At 44.4% G+C, this 19,541-nt stretch carries 16 protein-coding genes; 7 read left to right on the forward strand and 9 right to left on the reverse strand.

Annotation, left to right across the window (positions count from 1 at the left end; all coding sequences use genetic code 11):
• The 4 genes from BK582_RS02525 to BK582_RS27590 form a co-directional block, all read right to left on the reverse strand.
• Positions 1 to 1,107, reverse strand: a complete 1,107-nt coding sequence (locus tag BK582_RS02525) for a hypothetical protein (protein WP_078592822.1) — start codon at positions 1,105 to 1,107, stop codon at positions 1 to 3.
• A 265-nt stretch (positions 1,108 to 1,372) separates the two neighbouring features.
• On the reverse strand, positions 1,373 to 3,073 hold the full coding sequence (locus tag BK582_RS02530; protein WP_244895325.1) for a methyl-accepting chemotaxis protein: 1,701 nt from the start codon (positions 3,071 to 3,073) through the stop codon (positions 1,373 to 1,375).
• Between the two features lie 1,115 nt (positions 3,074 to 4,188).
• Complete coding sequence (locus BK582_RS02535) at positions 4,189 to 5,478, reverse strand: methyl-accepting chemotaxis protein (RefSeq protein WP_218190696.1); 1,290 nt, start codon at positions 5,476 to 5,478, stop codon at positions 4,189 to 4,191.
• Positions 5,471 to 5,632 (reverse strand): hypothetical protein, encoded by a 162-nt coding sequence (locus tag BK582_RS27590; protein WP_218190697.1) that lies wholly within the window; start codon positions 5,630 to 5,632, stop codon positions 5,471 to 5,473. Before BK582_RS27590 ends, BK582_RS02535 begins: the two co-directional genes overlap by 8 nt.
• 61 nt (positions 5,633 to 5,693) lie before the next feature.
• Between BK582_RS27590 and BK582_RS02540 the strand changes: the two genes are divergently transcribed.
• The 3 genes from BK582_RS02540 to BK582_RS02550 are packed head-to-tail and all read left to right on the forward strand — an operon-like array spanning position 5,694 to position 8,467.
• Positions 5,694 to 6,395, forward strand: a complete 702-nt coding sequence (locus BK582_RS02540; RefSeq protein WP_078592824.1) for a response regulator transcription factor — start codon at positions 5,694 to 5,696, stop codon at positions 6,393 to 6,395.
• Positions 6,396 to 7,760: a sensor histidine kinase gene (locus tag BK582_RS02545; RefSeq protein ID WP_078592825.1), complete on the forward strand. Its 1,365-nt coding sequence runs from the start codon at positions 6,396 to 6,398 to the stop codon at positions 7,758 to 7,760. It abuts the gene before it with no gap.
• On the forward strand, positions 7,757 to 8,467 hold the full coding sequence (locus BK582_RS02550) for a PepSY domain-containing protein (protein WP_078592826.1): 711 nt from the start codon (positions 7,757 to 7,759) through the stop codon (positions 8,465 to 8,467). The genes BK582_RS02545 and BK582_RS02550 overlap by 4 nt, the downstream gene beginning before the upstream one ends.
• Positions 8,468 to 8,620: 153 nt before the next feature.
• On the opposite strand, the gene BK582_RS02555 is transcribed toward BK582_RS02550, so the two are convergent.
• The gene (locus BK582_RS02555; RefSeq protein WP_078592827.1) at positions 8,621 to 9,319 is read right to left on the reverse strand and encodes a DJ-1/PfpI family protein; all 699 of its coding nucleotides are present in this window, start codon (positions 9,317 to 9,319) and stop codon (positions 8,621 to 8,623) included.
• Between the two features lie 245 nt (positions 9,320 to 9,564).
• On the opposite strand from BK582_RS02555, the gene BK582_RS02560 reads away from it, so the two are divergent.
• Together BK582_RS02560 and BK582_RS02565 are read left to right on the forward strand one after the other, a co-directional pair.
• Positions 9,565 to 10,455, forward strand: coding sequence for a PepSY domain-containing protein (locus BK582_RS02560; RefSeq protein WP_078592828.1), 891 nt, complete (start codon positions 9,565 to 9,567; stop codon positions 10,453 to 10,455).
• Positions 10,456 to 10,801: 346 nt separating this feature from the next.
• Complete coding sequence (locus BK582_RS02565; protein ID WP_078592829.1) at positions 10,802 to 11,638, forward strand: STAS domain-containing protein; 837 nt, start codon at positions 10,802 to 10,804, stop codon at positions 11,636 to 11,638.
• A 59-nt stretch (positions 11,639 to 11,697) separates the two neighbouring features.
• Here the strand turns inward: BK582_RS02565 and BK582_RS02570 are convergent, their stop codons facing one another.
• The 3 genes from BK582_RS02570 to fdhA all read right to left on the reverse strand — a co-directional run bounded on the left by BK582_RS02570 (position 11,698) and on the right by fdhA (position 14,169).
• On the reverse strand, positions 11,698 to 11,877 hold the full coding sequence (locus tag BK582_RS02570; protein ID WP_078592830.1) for a hypothetical protein: 180 nt from the start codon (positions 11,875 to 11,877) through the stop codon (positions 11,698 to 11,700).
• Positions 11,878 to 12,165: 288 nt separating this feature from the next.
• On the reverse strand, positions 12,166 to 12,945 hold the full coding sequence (locus BK582_RS02575) for an MIP/aquaporin family protein (RefSeq protein ID WP_078592831.1): 780 nt from the start codon (positions 12,943 to 12,945) through the stop codon (positions 12,166 to 12,168).
• A gap of 9 nt (positions 12,946 to 12,954) precedes the next feature.
• Positions 12,955 to 14,169, reverse strand: a complete 1,215-nt coding sequence (gene fdhA, locus BK582_RS02580) for a formaldehyde dehydrogenase, glutathione-independent (RefSeq protein WP_078592832.1) — start codon at positions 14,167 to 14,169, stop codon at positions 12,955 to 12,957.
• A gap of 247 nt (positions 14,170 to 14,416) precedes the next feature.
• Here fdhA and BK582_RS02585 point away from each other — a divergent pair, with 247 nt between their 5' ends.
• Positions 14,417 to 16,180, forward strand: coding sequence for a sigma-54-dependent Fis family transcriptional regulator (locus tag BK582_RS02585; protein WP_078592833.1), 1,764 nt, complete (start codon positions 14,417 to 14,419; stop codon positions 16,178 to 16,180).
• Between the two features lie 345 nt (positions 16,181 to 16,525).
• Positions 16,526 to 17,884, forward strand: a complete 1,359-nt coding sequence (locus BK582_RS02590; protein ID WP_078597758.1) for a YfcC family protein — start codon at positions 16,526 to 16,528, stop codon at positions 17,882 to 17,884.
• A gap of 329 nt (positions 17,885 to 18,213) precedes the next feature.
• Here the strand turns inward: BK582_RS02590 and BK582_RS02595 are convergent, their stop codons facing one another.
• Positions 18,214 to 19,467, reverse strand: coding sequence for a GTPase family protein (locus tag BK582_RS02595; RefSeq protein ID WP_078592834.1), 1,254 nt, complete (start codon positions 19,465 to 19,467; stop codon positions 18,214 to 18,216).
• Between the last annotated feature and the right edge of the window lie 74 nt (positions 19,468 to 19,541).

A 19,541-nucleotide genomic window follows, 5' to 3' on the forward strand; every position in this document is an offset into this window, starting at 1 on the left:
TCAAACCTCACCTTTCCCGTTGTCCGGCCTGATATCACCTGCGAATTTATTAAGCAGTTCGCAGCATATCCAGAGAACTTCCTGCGTTATCGTCAAGTTCAGTTTACCAGTTTCCTCGGCTGCATTCAACTTGTCCCGGTTTGAATTATCCAGGTGCAGAGACAGTATCCATTCGGACCCATCCTGCAGCGTCCGCTTCCAGGAGATAAAATCACCAATAATTAAAGGGTCTGACTGTGTTTTTTCCATAGAGCGGATGTATTTATCATCTTCCCTTTCCAAAGGGATGAAAACATCAAACTCTGCCTTATTCACACCGTAGCCTCCAATATAGTGGAGACCGTCCTCAGCTGCCTGATAAAGTGTATAATTTGAGCCAAAGTCGATGTTATCAAGATTAAACTGGTCATTTACGAGCAGGTTCAGTTTTGATTTCAGCTGATACAGAATTGCGATCAGAAAGTCTGATTTCTCCTTAAAAAATACAGCTGAATCTTCTGAACGGTCAAGTTCCTCCAGAAGTGTATTAAGCGCATCATTTTTCTGCTCAATCGCTGTATTTTTCTCTTCGATCTGCATGTTCTTCTCTTCAATAACTTCCTGCTTCTGCTTCAGTTCCACCCAGAGTTTCTCCGGATCTTCCTGAAGCTCCTGTTCCAGCCTTTCCTTTAGCGTCATGATAAAGTCCTTTTCCCGCGCAAGGGTGACAAGGGAGGAATACTCCTTTTTCTTCCGCTTCTCATATACCCCAAGATGGAACATATCGCTGCCGATCGTACTCATTTCCTCAAGGACAAGGCTCCGAAGCAAAGCGCCTGCTAATAAGATAATTATTACAGCGAGGACAACAATAGAACTGGCAGGAAGGGCCAGAATGTATTCGAAAGCATCCGCTGTATATGCAGCTATTCCGCCGGCAGATATACCGGCCGCTGCAAGACCGCCTCTCACTGTACGGATTTTCTGCCAGAGATAAAGGGAAGAATTATAAACGACCAGCTTCAAAGTAAGCTTTTCAAAACGTTTTGAAGACTCATGGATTTCGTTAAGGAGATCATTCAGTTCCTTGGACAGGACATTAATTTTATTATACGTATCCCTGTTCATTCGCGCCCCCTTATACAACGTTTGCCAGCTGCCAGAAACCTTCTCTGACGGGAAACTGGATGAAAATTTAAAGTGTAAGCTTGAGCTGGATATTCCCTATTTAAACAGCCTCAGCATAACTTCCTGTTTTTTGGAGAGAAAAAAAGTAAATTGTGGAAAAACAGCTATTTATTCCTAAGGAAAACCGGGACTTCTCAATATAAGAAAAAATTACCGTATAAAAAAGGCACAGTCTCCTTTGGGGAAACTGCACCGTCCGTTAAAACTACATTTTAAAGTTTTTCACTGTGCACTGCAGTTTTTCTGCCAGCCCTGCAAGCGTTTCAGCTGCCGCAGAAATTTCATCGATGGAGGCCGTCTGCTCTTCCACCGCTGCTGCAACATTCTGGGTGTAGCCAGCGGATGCTTCGGAAATTTCCGAAGTCTCCTGAATCGCAGTAACCATTGCCCCTGCACCAGCCGATATTTCCTGAACAGATGCTGATACCTCTTCCACCTGTGTGGAAACAAGGTTAATATCTTGAATCAGGTCCTGGAATGTACTTCCCGCTTTATTTACATAACCGATTCCCTCAGAAACAGCCGTACGTCCTTCTCCCATCGAAACTACAGATTCATCAATATCTTCCTGAATTCCACGGATTACTGAACTGATTTGCTGGGCTGAATCGCGTGACTGTTCTGCGAGCTTCCTTACCTCATCAGCCACAACAGCGAAACCTTTCCCGTGTTCTCCTGCTCTTGCCGCTTCAATTGCTGCATTCAGAGCTAACAGATTAGTCTGGTCAGCTACATCTGTAATAAGGGATACAATTTCTCCGATTTTATCAGATTTACTTCCGAGCTGCTCGATAATTGCTGCTGTAGATGATGTTTTTTCCTGAATCTTATTCATCTGGCTAACGGTCTCAACAATAACACCTGATCCCTGTTCGGCCTTTTCAGCAGACTGTACGGAGGACTGGCTTACTGTCTGGATGTAGGAAGCGATCTCCTCCATTCCTGACGTTATATCGCTTACGATCCCCTGGACGTTCTTTGTACTGTCTGCCTGCTGTTCAGAGCCTGAAGCGACTTGCTGAACAGAATCAGAAATGTCCCCGGTTGCCTTATTGGTTTCCTCAGCACTGGCTGCCAGTTGTTCCGACGAGGCAGCGAGATGCTCAGAAGTTCCGGCCACTTGCTGAATTAACGCCTTCAGGTCCTTTTTCATCTTTGTAAATCCTGCCGCAAGCTGGCCGATTTCATCCCGGGAATCATCCTTAACATCTGCAGTGAAGTCCCCTTCCCCAGCTTTTAACATAACTTTATTGAGACTTTCCAGGCGCCGGGCCATTTTTTTCGAAATCAAGTAAAACATTAATACACCGAACGTAATTATTACTGCAAGAACGATAAAAACTACTTTCATTACTCCGGAAACAGTTTCATTAATAAACTCCTGAGACGCCCCTACAAAAATCATGCCAATAACTTCCCCGTTTATATCCATGATTGGCATATAGCCTGTCTGCATATCAGTGCCGAGCACATCTGCCTCTCCATACAGATTATTTCCTTCTGTCAGCACAACATCCACTACCTGGCCGGTAGCCTCTGAACTGATCGCTCTTTCTCCTTCAATGAGCAGGTTCGTCGTAATTGGCTGTCTATGCTGGAATACTGTTACGAGCCCGCCGATTGTTTCCCCTATATGGTCGGCAATTTCAAAGTTTTCATAAATGGATTCATCTCCTTTATGGAGCTCTCCGCCAATGATTTCCCACTCGCCCGGATAGTAATAGTTAAGCATATAATTTGCAAGTTCCAGATCATTGGCTGCCTTTTCCGCAGCAGATCCCTTCACTCCGCTCGTTACCTGAGACTGGACAACTATTCCTACAACCACTGCAAAAACAATGATAATACTTATAAAAGCGAGATTTAATTTCGTACTGATTTTCAGCTTATTCATTAAACTTTTCACCGTTTGCTCTCCTCCTGATGTTTTTTACTGTGCTAAAAGCCACACATAGCCTAACTGCACGCCCACTTAAAACATTACTTTTGTACTATACAACAAGACTCGAAAGGCGGACAATAGGACTAATCTGTTTTGTTTAAAGAAAAGCGCAAGCGCCTTGGATACGAGCGGGGCTCTATATCTGGAACGAGTAACCGCTCCGCTGATCCAGACACTGCCTCATCCCCCTCGATTATATATACGTGTTGTAGTAGTATTATTGAGGCTACTTGCTGCCATATGCTCGTTGGACTGTAGTGTCATTTAACCAATTCAATACCTGAATGAGCCGCTTTCGTACGTTCACTCCCGTTGTTCAATCGATTCAATTCCTGAATGAGCCGCTTTAATACGTTCAGTTGCATTGTTCAAGCGATTCAATTCCTGAATCGGCCTCATTCGTACGTTCAGTTGCTTTGTTCAACCGATTCAATTCCTGAATCGGCCGCTTTCGTACGTTCAGTTGCTTTGTTCAATCGATTGAATTCCTGAATCAGCCGCTTTCGTACGTTCAGTTGCGTTGATCAACTGATTCAATTCCTGAATCAGCCTCATTCGTACGTTCAGTTGCTTTGTTCAATCGATTGAATTCCTGAATCAGCCGCTTTCGTACGTTCAGTTGCGTTGTTCAACCGATTCAATTCCTGAATCGGCCTCTTTCGTACGTTCAGTTGCTTTGTTCAATCGATTGAATTCCTGAATCAGCCGCTTTCGTACGTTCACTCCCGTTGTTCAACCATCCCAATTCCTGAATCAGCCTCATTCGTACGTTCAGTCCCGTTGTTCAACCATCTCAATTCCTGAATGAGCCGCTTTAATTCATCCCTTGAGTGAGTAATTCGGGACAGCATAATTAAATAGCTGCTTTTTCCTCTTCACACAGTACTTCGAGGTGCTGGAACTGGACAACTATCTTCGAAATTTATACATTCTTATTTTATAAAAAAGACCGGGGATCATCCCCGGCCGCTCGCTATACATGTATAATATTAGTTTCGTTAAACAGGTGAGCTCCTTCCAGTGCCACGGGCTCACCTGCTTCGTAAATTGTTTAATAGTGGTAAAAATCGGGACTCTTGTTAGTTAGTTTTAAATTTTTCCGAAGCGGACTGAAGCTCCTGAGCCATATCAGCCAGCGTGGTCGTTGCTGAACTGACTTCTTCCACGGCTGCAGTTTGTTCTTCTGTAGACGCTGCCACTTCCTGCGTATGGCCTGCAGTTTCTTCCGTGATTTTATTTACCTCATCCATGTCTTCAGCTAGAACTTTTGTACGGTTGTTCATTTCCTGTATGGACAGGGATACTCCCTCCATCGTGCTCACTACTGTTTCAATAGAATGAGATATATCCTTAAAAGAAGCACCTGCATCGTTAACAACTTTTCTTCCTTCGTTAACGGCATTTTCTCCTTTTGCCATCGAATCTACAGCAAGCTTTGTATTTTCCTGTATCTCGCGAATCAGACTATAGATATTTTTTGCGGACGTCTTTGATTCCTCGGCAAGCTTCCTCACCTCATCTGCCACAACAGAAAAACCTTTTCCATGTTCTCCTGCACGGGCTGCTTCAATGGCAGCATTCAGTGCAAGTAAATTTGTCTGTTCGGAGATTTCAGAGATCAGGGAGACGATTTTTTCAATTTCAGCGGATTTCTCATCCAGTGAATAAATAACTTTCCCAACTTCTGAGGAATTTGAGTGAATGATATCCATTTGCCTTACTGCCGTTTCAACAACATGTCCCCCGGCACCAGCTTTTTCAGATGCCGTTTCAGTCACCTCATTAAGTGCTGTTATTTTCTCTGTTATTTGCTCCATCTCTGCAGAGTTTTGGCGCACCGCATCTGCAGAGTGATTAATTTTTTCCAGCTGAGCTTCCGCCCCGCTGGAAACATGCTGGATAGATGCCGCGATTTGTTCTGTGGAAGCTGAGGTTTCTTCCGCATTTGCGCTCAGCTGCTGTGCTGATGATGCCAGTTGATCTGACGTGGTTAATACCTGATCGATCAAATCCCTCAAATTTGATGTCATCCTGTTGAATGAGACGGCAAGCTGTCCAATCTCATCGCCGGATTTATGGCTGATTTCTCTCATAAGATCACCCTCTGCAACCTTTTCTACCTCATACAGAATGTCCTGTATAGGCTGTATGACCACCCTCCTGATTACAAGCGAAATGCACAATGTAACAATAATAAACATTACTGCACTGTCCACGATTATGTTAAACCTGCCATCGTATATAAAATCGACTAAATAGTTAACAAAGGCTGCAAGAAGGACACTGACGATTAAACTGGCAGCGACAGCCAGAGCCATTTTCAGCCGCAGCCCCATTTTTGCCTTCCTCTTTGTCTTGCTTTCATTCATCCCCATCATTTTCCCCCTTCATAGTTGTCATCATTAATCCTGGATGTTTTTCACTAGTTATATCGTCCTCTGTCATCCAGAAATCCAGTTGTATTTTTTTACAGCAACTATTCTTATCAGGTTTGGAGGCCCTTATGGTTCCTGCAGTCCTCAAATCAATCATTTTCGTGTAAACTATATTAAAACTGAGACTTTTAAAGAGGAGATGTAAGTAAATGGGAAGTGCGCGAATTCTGATTGTAGAAGACGAAGAAAATATCGCCCGGGTAGTGAAACTGGAATTGGAATATGAGGGCTATGAGACAGATATTCTCGAAGACGGCCTGGCTGCATGGCAGGCACTTCAGGAAAAATCCTGGGATCTTATCCTTCTTGATGTCATGATGCCAAAACTTAGCGGCATCGAAGTCCTCCGCAGGATGAGAGCGGCCGGAAATGAAACTCCTGTAATAATGCTTACAGCAAGAGACGCTGTTGTTGATAAAGTAACGGGCCTTGACCAGGGGGCAAACGACTATGTCACTAAACCTTTTGAAATTGAAGAGCTTCTCGCAAGAATCCGTGCCTCCCTCCGGTTCAGCCATACTCGCAAGGCCGTTGACGCAGAGGAAGACAATAAAGCTGCCTTCCTTGATTTAACCGTGGACATTAAGACCCGGGAAGTCACAAGAGCAGAAACGAGTATTGAATTAACACCGAGAGAGTACGACCTTCTCCTGTACTTGCTCAGCCATCCAAACCAGGTTCTGACAAGAGAGCAGCTGCTCAACCATGTATGGGGGTTTGATTATTACGGGGACACAAATGTGGTGGATGTTTATATTCGGTATTTGCGCCAGAAGGTTGACAAGCCGTTCACCACTCCCCTTATCCATACGGTTCGTGGAGTGGGCTACGTCCTGAAGGAGCAGGTGTAAATGAAACTCGGACACAGAATCACCCTCTATTCCACCGTTTCCCTGCTTGTGCTTCTTCTGGCAGTTAATACGAGCATTTATTATATGTTCCACCATTACACTCTGAACGCTGAACTTGAGCGGGTTCTTTCCCAGTCCAGGACGGCTGCTGAAGCATTACAGACATACGGCAACGATCAGGAAACAGCCGCTGCATATATGGGCGCCTCCATTCCAGAAAACGGGCTCATCAGGATCATCAGAGAAAACGAAGAGGTTCCCGTTTCTGTCACAAAGGAGTTTGCCCTTAATAATATTGAAACCCGCTTCACCCGCCAGGAAACTACAGCTCACTTTGAATTTGGCGGCGTACTTTTCGCCAGTGCGAAGACTCCGGTGATCTGGGCAGATGGCTCTGTTGTCAGCCTGGAGTTTATCGCTCCTCTTGCTGCTTTTGAGGAAACACTGGGAATTCTCCGGCTTATCCTGGGGATTGCCTCCATTGTCATTCTCGTTCCATCCTTTTTCGCAGCCAGGGCTCTCAGCCGGTTTATTCTCGCGCCAATAAAAGCCCTTGTCGCCACAATGAATGAAATTCGTGAGGAAGGAACCTTTAAAAAAATCACTATTGATGAAAAATCAAAAGATGAGCTTGCTGAAATGGGACGGACATTTAACCATATGATTGAACTTTTGAAGAAAAACTTTGATAAACAGCGGCAATTTGTCTCTGATGCTTCCCACGAACTGAAAACTCCCCTTACTGTAATCAGCAGCTATTCCAGGCTCCTGAAACGCTGGGGTTCGGAACGGCCTGAAGTTGTAGCGGAAGCTGCTGACGCTATAGATACGGAATCACAAAGAATGAAAGAAATGACGAACCAGATGCTAGCCCTCGCTTCCGGTGAAAATGAAGAAACACTTCATTTTTCCAGGATCGAGCTTTGTGAGGCCGCGGCAGATATAGCGCGAAAAATTGAAGCTGTGTATAACAGGCCTGTAAATGTACAGTGCAGTGAGGACAATACCGCGACTCTTGCTGATGAGGGAAAAATAAAGCAGCTGCTGTTTATCTTGTTTGAGAACGGCATGAAATACAGCGATAAAGAACTGGACGTTTCTGTTACAGCTTCTGACAAAACATTGACTATTAAGGTGAAGGATTATGGTATTGGCATTCCGGAAGAAGAGCTGCCGCATATTTTCGAACGTTTTTTCCGCGTGGATAAAGCGAGAAACAGGAAAACCGGCGGCACAGGACTCGGCCTGTCCATAGCCAAAGCCATTGTGGAGGCGCATAAAGGCTCCATTACCGTGGCCAGCATAGAAGGGCATGGTTCGGCCTTTACCGTAGAGCTGCCCCGTAAAGAGGTGAACGAGAGATGAGGAAGAAAATAATAGCCTCTGTTTATGTGGCAGGAGTGCTCCTCGCCGCTCTGGTTATATATTTCAGTACGGCGACAGATGCGGCACTCCCGGAAGCTGAAGTAGCAGAAATGCTTGAAGACCGGTACAACGGCCAGGTGGAGGATATTCGTTCCGGACAGCATGAAAACCGCCTTGTTTACCATACGGAAATAGCCACTGCCGAAGGATTATATTATGTTATGGTGGACGCAGTCTCTGGAATGATCGAGGATATAGAGCTGCTTACATTAAACGAAAACCGGGACCGGGAACAGCAGCTCCTTTCAGCTGAGGAAATTAACAGCATAGTGCTTGAGTCTGCAGGAGAAAATGCAGTAATTACCGAGGTGGAGCAGGCAGAACGGGAGGGGCGGACAATTTTCCGTGTAACCGTAGAACAGGATGAAGGTACAGGTTCTTTTCAGCTGGACGGATTTACCGGGGAAGTGCTCCTCTACACTCTTGAAGCACGGGAAGAGGAAACTCCGGCTGGCCCGATCAGCAGACAGCAGGCAATCGATATTGCTTTAGAAGAATTCCAGGGCGAGGTGGACGATGTGGATCTGGAGCAGCAAGGCGGCCGGCTCGTCTATGAAATTGAAATTGAAAACGACGAAACAGATGTGGAAGCTGTAATTATCATTGATGCTTACACGGGGGAAATCCTTTCGGTGGAACTTGATTAAAGTGTAACGGGTGATGCGCACAGGGGTAACCCTCTAAAGTATTCACTCATACAAATCCGGTTACATGGCACGGAGTATATTTCCCGTGCCTGTTTCCCCCCACCTCTGTATGCTTTCTTAAATATCGTTGGTCCTTTATAACAACTGTCTGGATTATTTCATCATTTTAAGGATACTTTTTGAGTGTTTAATCATTCCCAGTAACCCGAGACTTTTTTTTGCATCTTTTGCTAATTTCTTCTCTGCAATCTTGATAGTTTTAACGTCGGCCCCAGAGAAATCGCCAGAGTCAAAAGGTGGTTGTGGATCATATTGTATTGCGAGCTGAATAGCTTTAGTTTCTTCTTCCCCAGCTGCCAAATTCGATAAATGGAGTGCCATATCTATTCCTGCAGAAACCCCCGCAGCAGTAATGTATTTTCCTTGTTCAACGATTCTTTCCCTTACAGGGACAGCCCCATATTCTTTTAGCAGATTGATTGGTTTCCAATGGGAGGTTGCTTTTAATCCGTTCAACAATCCCGCTGATGCCAGCAGCATAGAACCGGAGCACACGGAGACAGTCCATCTTGTAGATTTGTCCAGTTCCCTGATCCATTCCAGTACATGCTCTTTTTTCATTTCTTCAACAAAACCAATGGTCGAGCCTGGAATAATGAGAATGTCTGCCTGTTGTATCTCCTGAATGCTGTACTTTACATTGACATCTACAAAACCTGAGTCAGCTGTTACTGCCCCTGTTTTTTCACCAGCAAACAATATTTCCGCATCTGTAATATTTCTTAAAACTTCATAAGGTCCTATCGCGTCAAGCATAGTTACTCCATTGTACATATAAATAACAATTTTCATCCTTCCCACCCTATCCCTTCGGCTGCTTATTTATGGTCTGGCAATTTTAATCTCCCATTAACAGCGTTTTTCACACTATTAATATTTCTCCAGAAATATCTCTGTCCCTGTTATTTTATTGAGATAAATGTGAGCTTGAGAGAAGGGGGTTAAATTTCTCATCATTTTCTCATTTTTCTCTAAGGGTTCTTTCATCTTCCCTGTTTATAGTTAAAGTAACGAATCACACAAGGAGGAACTAAACGATGAAGAAACTTACTTTAATTTTAACAGGTGCATTTATTATTGGAGGCACGTCCATGATGGCTTTCGCTGGGGACGATGTACGGGAAGCAAGCATTCCTGCAGCAAACCTCACCACAGCAACGGAACCCACAGAAATAAAAAACGGAAATGAAGACAATGGGGCCAGCCAGATTTCAAAAGAGGAAGCAGCATCCATCGCTCTAAGCATGCTTGACGGTAAAGTGGAAGAAGTGGAATTAGACCGGGAAGATGGGATTCTGATTTATGAAGTAGAAATAGAGTACCGGGGCAACGACTATGATTTTGATATTGATGCCCAGACAGGGGAAGTCCTCAAGATTGACGACGACCTCCTGAAAACACCTCTCACCGACAGTGTCAGTGTTTCTGTTGATGAAGCAGTAAATCTTGTTAAAGAGCAATTCCCTGATGGAGAAATTGATGATATTGAGCTGGAAGTAAAGAACAGCCGCTTCGTGTACGAAATAGAAGTGGAAGTTTTCGATGAAGACGGGGATGTATATGTCGATGCAGAAACAGGAGAAATTGTAAAAATAGATTCCGATCTTAAAAAAGTATTAAATAAGATTTCTGCGAAAACAGAAGAAACTAACTCTTCTGTTTCAGCGGCCAGCTCTGAATCCGTAAGCGATGAATCCGGAAGATCAGCGGAAAGTTCCGATAACTCCGATTCCGGAGAGCGAATTTCAGCCCAGCAGGCAGGAGAAATTGCTCTTAACCATATAGGTAAAGGCTATATTGATGATATTGAACTGGAAAAAAAGAAAGGTACGCTCCTGTATGAAGTAGAAATTGAGTTCGGTGATGATGACGCGGAAGTTTATATCGACGCTTTCACAGGCGAAGTAGTATACGTAGATTATGATTAATAAGGCTGCCCCTTCAAGTTCTTCAGGAGAGCAGGAAAAATAACCAAAATTTTTTACGCAAGCATTTGGCAGGAAACATACTGCTCAAATGCTTGTTTTTGTTTATTTCACCGGACTTAAGCAGGCAGAACAGATGGTTTCAGGTGTCTGCCTTTATAAGGGCGTTCCTTTGGTAATACTTTTGTAACATGTTATACTGCCGTTAAAGAGGACCGATTTTTTAATATTAAACTTAACGGCAGGTAAAGCCCTCGCTTTCATACATAAATAAGGGAAAAGCCTGCTGAAGAATACACCACGTATATACTGACCTTGATCATAAACATTTAACAGAGAGGGGAATTGGATGGATAAAGAGTTCCACTACATAGGAAAGAAGATAGTCGAAAACCAGGAAGAACTTGCACGGAGATTCAGTAAGCAAATAGAAAAACATGCCGATGAACACTTTGGAAAAAATGGCATGCCGGCGGAAGAGTATCTGCAATTGAGAGGCAGCTTAATCCGATTTTGCGGAGAAGTACTCTACAAAAATGAGGATCAGGTCACAAAGCAAGTTGAGGAATGGGCGAAACAGACTGCCCAGCTCACGCTGGAATATAATGTTTCCTTATCAGAAGCTTTAAGGATCATCTCACTTTATCAGCCGATGATATGGGACTTTTTCGACGAGGAATTAAAACAAAACCGAATTACTCCTATGGCGGTCATCGAGATTTCAAAAAAAATTAACCGCGTCTGTGATTTAGTAATGAGAATTGTAGGAGAACGGCATGATAAGCACAGCCGTTTACTGGCAGATGAAGCTTACACCGCTCTTGAAGAGCTTTCTGTTCCGGTAGTTCCTGTAGCAAAAGGGCTGGCCGTAATCCCCCTTGTAGGAGCAATCGATACTCACCGTGCAGCCAGAATTCAGGATGTGGCTTTAAGTGAAGCTTCCCGAATGGGGCTGGAGTATGTTGTTTTTGACATTTCCGGGGTACCTGTCATGGACACCATGGTTTCCAACGAGTTATTTTCTATCATTACCGCTTTAAAATTGTTAGGAATCGAAGCAATCATAAGCGGTGTCCGCCCAAGCATTGCACAGACAGTGACTAATCTGGGGATAGACTTTAAGAATATCCCGACAAGGGCAAATCTTCAGCAAGCCCTGGCCGAGCTGGGTTTTAAAAAAAGCTGATTAAAGTTCTCCGAAAAAAACGCCAGAGCAGAAATCCTCTGGCGTTTTTACTGTTTAAATTATGTCTCACTCTCCAGGTTTTTCCGTCCACTGATAATATCAGCATCAACACCCATATTCTGCAGCTCCTCTGTGATCTTCCTGACTGATTTCTTTTCCTCCAGAGATTCGATCCCCGAGCCGTTAAAAACTTCCACCTGTTCTTCGGAAAGCTTATTGTTTTTTGAAAAAGAACTCATCCGGACAGCACCCTCTTCCCGCTGGATTTATTTTTCCGATCATCGATTCAAAAGCATGTCAAAATTAACGCCTGTAATTTACTAAATACCTGTACCCTTTTTGAAAAATGATAATCCTGTAAATTCTGATAAAACAGATTTTTCTCCTGCAGGGAAGGTATGTCTGCTGACTGCCATCGCCATCCGGGATAAGTTGTTTTTATAGTTTTTACAAAGCTCTCATTTGGTATAGTTGCCGGCAAATTAAAAAGACTGACTACTGCCAGCCAGCCTTTTTATATGTTTATCCTATTGTTTTATTGCCTCCCTGCCAGGCGGGTCCCCAGGCACAGCCACTTCCGCCTCTTTCCGTTCCGGACTGGATATGGCTTTATACGTAAAAGCAGCTGCCACTGCCCCAATGACAGGTCCAATGACGTAGACAGGAAACTGAACCCAGTTAATATTTCCGTTGAATATACTGCTTACTGCGTACGGACCAAGTGTTCTGGCAGGATTAAAAGAACCGCCGGTAGCCCCTGCTATAAGCATAATGATTCCTCCTACGGTAAGGCCGATGACCAGGCCACCCCATTCTTTAGGTGCTCCTGGAGCTACAGCTATCCCCATTATCACAAACATCAGGATAAATGCTGCAATCGCTTCAATGGCAATCCCCTGTACATAGCTTGTTTCCGGAGCAAGAACGGTAGCTCCAAGATTTCCAGCCTGGACACCATCCATTCCAAGAACAGCAATAATTCCGAAAGCCCCGATTAATCCTCCGATGCACTGGGCTGCCAGATATGCCGGTACTTCTTTCCAGGGGAAGTTTCCCGAAGACGCTAAACCTACAGTCACTGCAGGGTTTATATGGCAGCCAGAGATTCTGCCAATTGTATAGATCATACCCAGCACAATAATCGCAAACGCAAAACTTATTACGCCTATATCAGCGAGTGTTGCCGGCTGATTATTATTTGCCGTAATTACTCCGTTGAACGCAGCGGTCCCTGCGCCAACCAGCACAAGCAGCGCTGTTCCAATACCTTCAGCGATACATCTCTTCACCAAAACCGGAGAATCCATTTTAACCCCCTATTTAACAAGTCCGTGAGGGTCAATTACATACTTCCTGGCTGCTCCCTGGTCAAACTCCTGATATCCTCTCGGTGCTTCTTCTAAAGAAATAACAGTGGCGTTTACCGCATTGGCAATTTGGGCTCTTCCGCTTAAAATAGCAGACATTAATTCTCTATGGTATCTCATAACCGGTGTTTGTCCGGTAACAAATGTATGAGCTTTAGCCCAGCCTAAACCTAACCTGACTTTTAATGTGCCGATTTTGGCGTCTTCATCGATCCCCCCTGGGTCTCCCGTAACATAGAGCCCGGGAATGCCAAGGCGCCCCCCTGCCCGAGTAACGTCCATAACAGAATTAAGTACCGCAGCAGGCGATTCTCCCGCGTCGGCCCCGTGCCCTGATGCTTCAAAACCTACACAGTCTACCGCACAATCTACTTCGGGCACTCCAAGGATTTGTTCAATTTGTTCACCAAGATCCGAATGCTCCCGGAGGTTTACTGTTTCGCAGCCAAAACTACGAGCCTGTTCCAGTCTTTCGCTAATTAAATCCCCTACGATAACCACAGAAGCACCTAATAATTGTGCTGAATGAGCCGCTGCCAGACCAACAGGTCCTGCCCCTGCAATATAAACTGTCGAGCCTGGTTTTACACCAGCACTGACTGCTCCATGGTAGCCTGTTGGAAAGATGTCGGAAAGCATTGTCAAATCACGGATTTTCTCCATAGCCTGATCTTTATCCGGAAATTTTAACAGCTGGAAGTCAGCATAGGGGACCATTACATATTCAGACTGGCCTCCGACCCATCCTCCCATATCCACATACCCGTAAGCGGAACCAGGACGGTCAGGATTCACGTTTTCGCAAATATGAGTATCCCTTTCTTTACAGCTCCGGCATCTGCCGCAGGCAATATTGAAAGGTACCGATACGAGGTCTCCCTTATTAATAAACTCCACATCCCTGCCCACTTCAATCACTTCTCCTGTAATCTCATGCCCTAAAACGAGCCCTGATGGAGCTGTTGTTCTCCCCCGTACCATATGCTGGTCGCTCCCGCATATGTTTGTGGTAACAACTTTAAGAATAACCCCATGGTCGCATTTGCGGCCGACGTTAAGAGGGTTTACCCCCGGGCCGTCCCTTAAGACGAGATCCGGAAAACCTATGTCCTGCACCTCCACCTTACCTGGTTCCATATAAGCCACTGCTCTGTTTTCTGCCATTTCCTTTTCCTCCCTTATATAAAAAATCAGCCTTTCATTGACTCTATTAATGCAACTTTCATGCCAACTGAAAAAAGCTGTTTTTTTGACGTGTTTTAACATAGCTGGATTCGATAAAATGTGAAATCTCTTAACACAACTGTCCTGTTTTAGGACAGTATTTTCAATAATATTCCGAATAGTATAAAATCATTGTATAATATTAAAGGAACAGATTTACTTTACTGTATAAAGGGAGGAAAAACAGGTGCCACTGAATAACCTTACAGATCAGAGTAATTTAATTGACCGTTCCTGGAAGCGCTGTCAGAACTTTGGACTTTCCCCCTCCGGCCCTGTAAATGAACAGGTTTTAACAGGGAAAAGATTGAAGGAAGTGCTTGAAAAAAATAAAGACCTGATTACAAACGCAGCTTCTGCATTCGAAAAACTATATCCAAATAGCGCCAGGAAGGGACTGGTTTCTGTCATTGTTGACAGACATGGGACCATTCTCTATAAAACCGGAAGTTTAGGTATGGAAAATGAAGACAGTTACCTTGCGATAGGTTCTAACTGGTCTGAGAAAAACCAGGGCACTAATGCCATGGGAGTGGCAATCTATGAAAAGAAGCCTGTTATTACCCATGCAGATCAGCACTTTCATATTAAAAACCAGTTTCTCACTTGTGCTGCGAGCCCCATCTATTCAGCGGACGGGGAGTTTATCGGGGCTGTAAACGTGAGCGCCAGAAAAGAATTTTATCACCCCTTCACCATCTCTTTAACAAGCGTCATATCCGATACAATCCAGACTCAGCTTCTGTTGTCCCGTACTAACAACGAAAAACTGCTGGCTTTAAAAGAGATGGAAGCTACGGCTGCCCTTTCCGCGGTTCCCCTTGTTTCAATCGACAACGAAAACGTTATTAAAAGAGCTAATAATCTTGCCCGGTCTATTTTAGGTGAAGACTGTATCGGCAAAGAATTTCATAAAAAACTAGACTGTATTTCTGAGGTTGTCACAGACAACACTAAAAGAATTTATTCCACTGTTATTTCGTTAAACAGGCCTGTTAATAAATCTCCGGAAAACAAGGGTCTCTACACCATCAGAGATATTGCCGGCTCCTGCCCGAAAATAATAAAAGTAAAGAAATTGGCTGAAAAAGCGGCTTATACAGATTATCCTGTAATTATTTACGGTGAAAGCGGAACAGGAAAAGAGCTGATTGCACAGTCTCTGCATACAAGAGGCCCCCGTTCTGATAATCCCTTCATTGCTGTAAACTGTGGCGCTATTCCTGAGAGCCTCGTCGAAAGTGAACTTTTCGGTTACGAAAAAGGCGCATTCACAGGTGCAAAGAAGGAAGGAGTACCTGGCAAATTTGAAGTCGCAAAAGGGGGAACCTTGTTTCTCGATGAAATCGGGGATATGTCATTAAAGGCCCAGTCAGCCCTGCTGCGGGTGCTGCAGGAAAAAAAGGTGACTCGTATTGGAGGGACAAAGCCTGTACTGATCAATGCGCGAATCGTGGCAGCCACCAACAAAAATCTTAAAGAAGAAGTTCTCAACGGGCGATTCCGGGAAGATCTGTATTACCGGCTGAAAGGAATAATTATTACTATACCACCGCTCCGGAAGCGGACCGATATTCTTGAAATGGCCACTCATTTAATGAAAAAACTGGACAACCCTTCTGCTTACTTATCAAGGGAAGCACAGCAAAGAATACTATCTTACCACTACCCAGGTAATGTAAGAGAACTTAACAGCATTCTTATGGAAGCCTCTTTCTGGGCAGAGGATAATGAAATTACAGCGGAAGACCTTAAGTTTGAAGATATATATGAACAGCAAAATAAAGCCGGGCTTCCTGAAAACACTGCTCTTATTAATACCGAAAAGGAAGCTATTAAAACGGCCCTCAAATCTACAGGCTGGAATATAAGCAGATCTGCTAAACTATTACAGATTAGCCGAAACACTCTCTACCTTAAGATAAAAAAGTATAATTTACAGGAGGAATAAATGACAGAGTTTATAAACGCTTCTTTTTTTAGCGTACTTGGTGTACGGATTCCCTCTACTGACTTGTAAACCCGGCTGGCCTTCCTTCAAGGAAGCTGTCAGCCGATTTTTAGCTTTCAGCGCGAAACAACTCCTCCAAACATACGTAAATAACCACAAACTTGCATATTCATGCAAACTTACCCCTTGATTCTGAAAATTCAAAAGGTATAATAAAAACTATCATTTTCGTACATAAGTTCATTTTTTCGACAAATTCACTATTCAAAAGGAGGAGCATTTTTGACACAGAAAACAGATCAGCCAGAGGTTCAGCAGCCGGAAAACGGCAAAAAAAGATGGGAAATGCCTGATACATACGTTATTTTATTTACAGTATTGCTAGTTTCAGTAATCTCTACATTTCTGCTTCCATCCGGACAGTTTGAAAGAGAAACGATCGACGGGGTGGAACGTGTCATTCCAGGCACTTTTTCTTTGACTGAAGGTGCAACGCTCGGGCTGATGGATATATTTACGGCCATCCAAATGGGAATGGTGCAGTCAGCCGACATTATTTTTATGATTTTATTTACCGGAGCAGCGTTTGAAGTTATCGAACGCTCCGGCGCACTTAGAGGAGGAATCGACCGGGCAGTAGCACTCACCCGCGGGAAAGAATTCTGGATGATTGCCATTGTTTCCACCATCTTTGCAATCGGCGGAGCGGTAGGAGCTGTCGCTAACGCTGTCATCGCATTTGTGGTTATCGGGGTGATCATTGCGAGAACGTTAAAGCTTGACCCGATCGTTGCAGTTGCTATTACATTCGGAGCTAACTTTGCAGGATTCAATGTTGGGTTCGCCAACCCTTATACAGTGGGGATCGCTCAGGGGATCGCCGAACTGCCTATTTTTTCAGGAGCAATATTAAGAATTATAGTCTTTGTAATTATTTTATCCATTACCATCTGGTACACATGGAGATATACGAAAAAAATAATGAACGATCCTTCGAAGAGCATCATTGGTGTGTATAAAGATGAGGACGGTCCGGGGGAAGAAGAAGCTCCCTTCACTTTAAGGCACAAACTGCTGCTTTCCTTTGTCGGTTTGTCATTAATCTTCTTCGTCTACGGTTCTATCCAGCTTGGCTGGACAATCAATCATATGGGTGCATTCTTCATTTTCTTAGGTATCAGCGCTGGGATTATTGCCGGAATGAATTACAATACGCTTGCGCTCACTTTCCTTGAGGGGGCAAAAAAGCTCGCTTACGGCGCTCTTGTTGTAGGACTGGCAAGGTCAGTAATCGTAGTTTTAGAGGATGGTCAGGTACTGGACACTGTCGTGTACGGTTTGTCCGTACCTTTAGAACAGCTTCCGGCGGTTCTCGCGGCCATTGGTATGTTTGTATCAAGCGCCCTTCTGAATTTCCTTGTTAACTCAGGAAGCGGCCAGGCGATGATCTCCATGCCGATGCTCGTTCCTCTAGCCGACATGGTTGGAGTTACAAGACAAGTAGCTGTCCAGGCGTTCCAGTTCGGTGACGGGCTGACAAACAGTATTTTCCCAACATCAGGAATCCTGATGGCAAGCCTCGCTGTCGCAGGAGTACCGTGGACAAAATGGGTAAAATGGGTATTCCCGCTTTTCCTGATTTGGGTGGCGATCGCCGTACTGATGTTATCCTTTGCGGTTATGATTAACTGGGGGCCGTTTTAAAAAAGAAAAAGCGCAAGCCGTTTGAAATATGAAAGAGTAACATCGTCTCGCGTTACCGCTTTGACTCGGATTTTTTCCGAGCGGGTACGTGAGACGCTTTTACGTTACCGCTTGCGTGTTCGCTGATAAAATAGGGGTTCGCCGATATATCCTCCCATTTCGCCGATAAATTTCAAATTTCGCCGATAAATTTAAAAACTCGCCGATAAACCACCCAACTTCGCCAATAAATCATCTCCCAGCCTCCGAGCACCAGTATAACTACCTGCAAAACCCCAAATTAAATCAATAAAACAAGCTGATCCACCTAATTGGATCAGCTTGTTTCGTTACCCCAGCTCTTCCCGCTTTGCATCCAGTTCTTTTTCGAACGTTTTCTTCGCTTCGTCTGCAGAGCGGTAGTCTATGAAGTATTTAATTGCTGCTTCGCACAGTGCGTAAGTCCCGGCTGTTGCCAGTGAACCGGAAATAACACTGCCTGCACCCGGGAAGATCTTCACCGCCTGCCGGGCAACTTCCCGAAGCGCGAAGCCGACACCGGCATTTACGCCAAGTGCACCGATAAAATCAATTATTTTTCTTTTATTAATCTTTGTTCCGCCGATCATTGCTATAGAGCCGACCATGGAAATCTGCAGGCTCGTGATAATCGGCATATCAGAGCCTGGTATTGGCGAAGCGCCCACAATCCCTGTCACACCGGCGACCCCTTTGCCGATTTTACGGGCCAGTTTTTTCTGAACAGACTTTATTTTTGACAGCTTAGCAAGGATTACCTGGGCTTCGGTGGGAAGCTCCTTTACGAGATAGTCCACCAGCACATCTACATTCCATCTGAGATCGTAGACAATTTCCCCGTTATCGAATTCCATATAAGAGCAAACCGGAATAACCTTAATCGGTGTGGAAACAATCTCTTCCAGCTTGTCCCCCAGCATCTCCACAGCATACTCGATGTTTTCCTGCTTTCTCGGGCTGGAAAACGGAGGGGCATTGTCAGACAGGGGAGCAAGCTCGTCCACTTGTGTTACGACGCCAATTACAGGAACATCGTAATCATGAATCGTATTTACTTCTTTTTTCAGGTCAAGGAGCTGTACTGCGTCCTCATCGATCCTTGCCCCTACTTCCTTTGCTTTTGCTAAAAATAAGATCACGTCCGGGCACTTTTCTTTAATAGAAGCCTTCACCTCGGAGACTGGATCCGCCGCTGAAGTTTCCTCGTCCGGTGCTTCCGACTCCCCAAGCCCCCTCGTATCAAGAATTTCCATTTCTCCCAGTTCGCCTTCATAGGTATACCATTTGCCCCGGCCGGTTTTAGATTTGATGTCCCCCACTTCTGCTTTATATTCACCGAAGATAGCATTAATCAGACTCGATTTCCCAGAGCCTCTCCTCCCTACAAGAGCGATTCTTGGTGCTCTCGCATCAACAGTAAATGACTTTAATTTTCCTATTTCATCAACAATTTTATCTTTCATGGACCCTGACAGCTTCGATTTATTTAAGCTTTCGTACATATATTTGAAGAGGTCCTCCATCTGCTCGTAATCTTTGCTTCTGTTTTTTGGGGAATCTGCCACACTAAACACCTCATTTCTGTAAAAATCGGATGATAACTTGCCTGGCTATTCAGCAATCACCATTCTTCTATCTG

It is taken from the genome of Evansella clarkii, from assembly GCF_002019695.1.
Taxonomy (GTDB): domain Bacteria; phylum Bacillota; class Bacilli; order Bacillales; family Salisediminibacteriaceae; genus Evansella; species Evansella clarkii.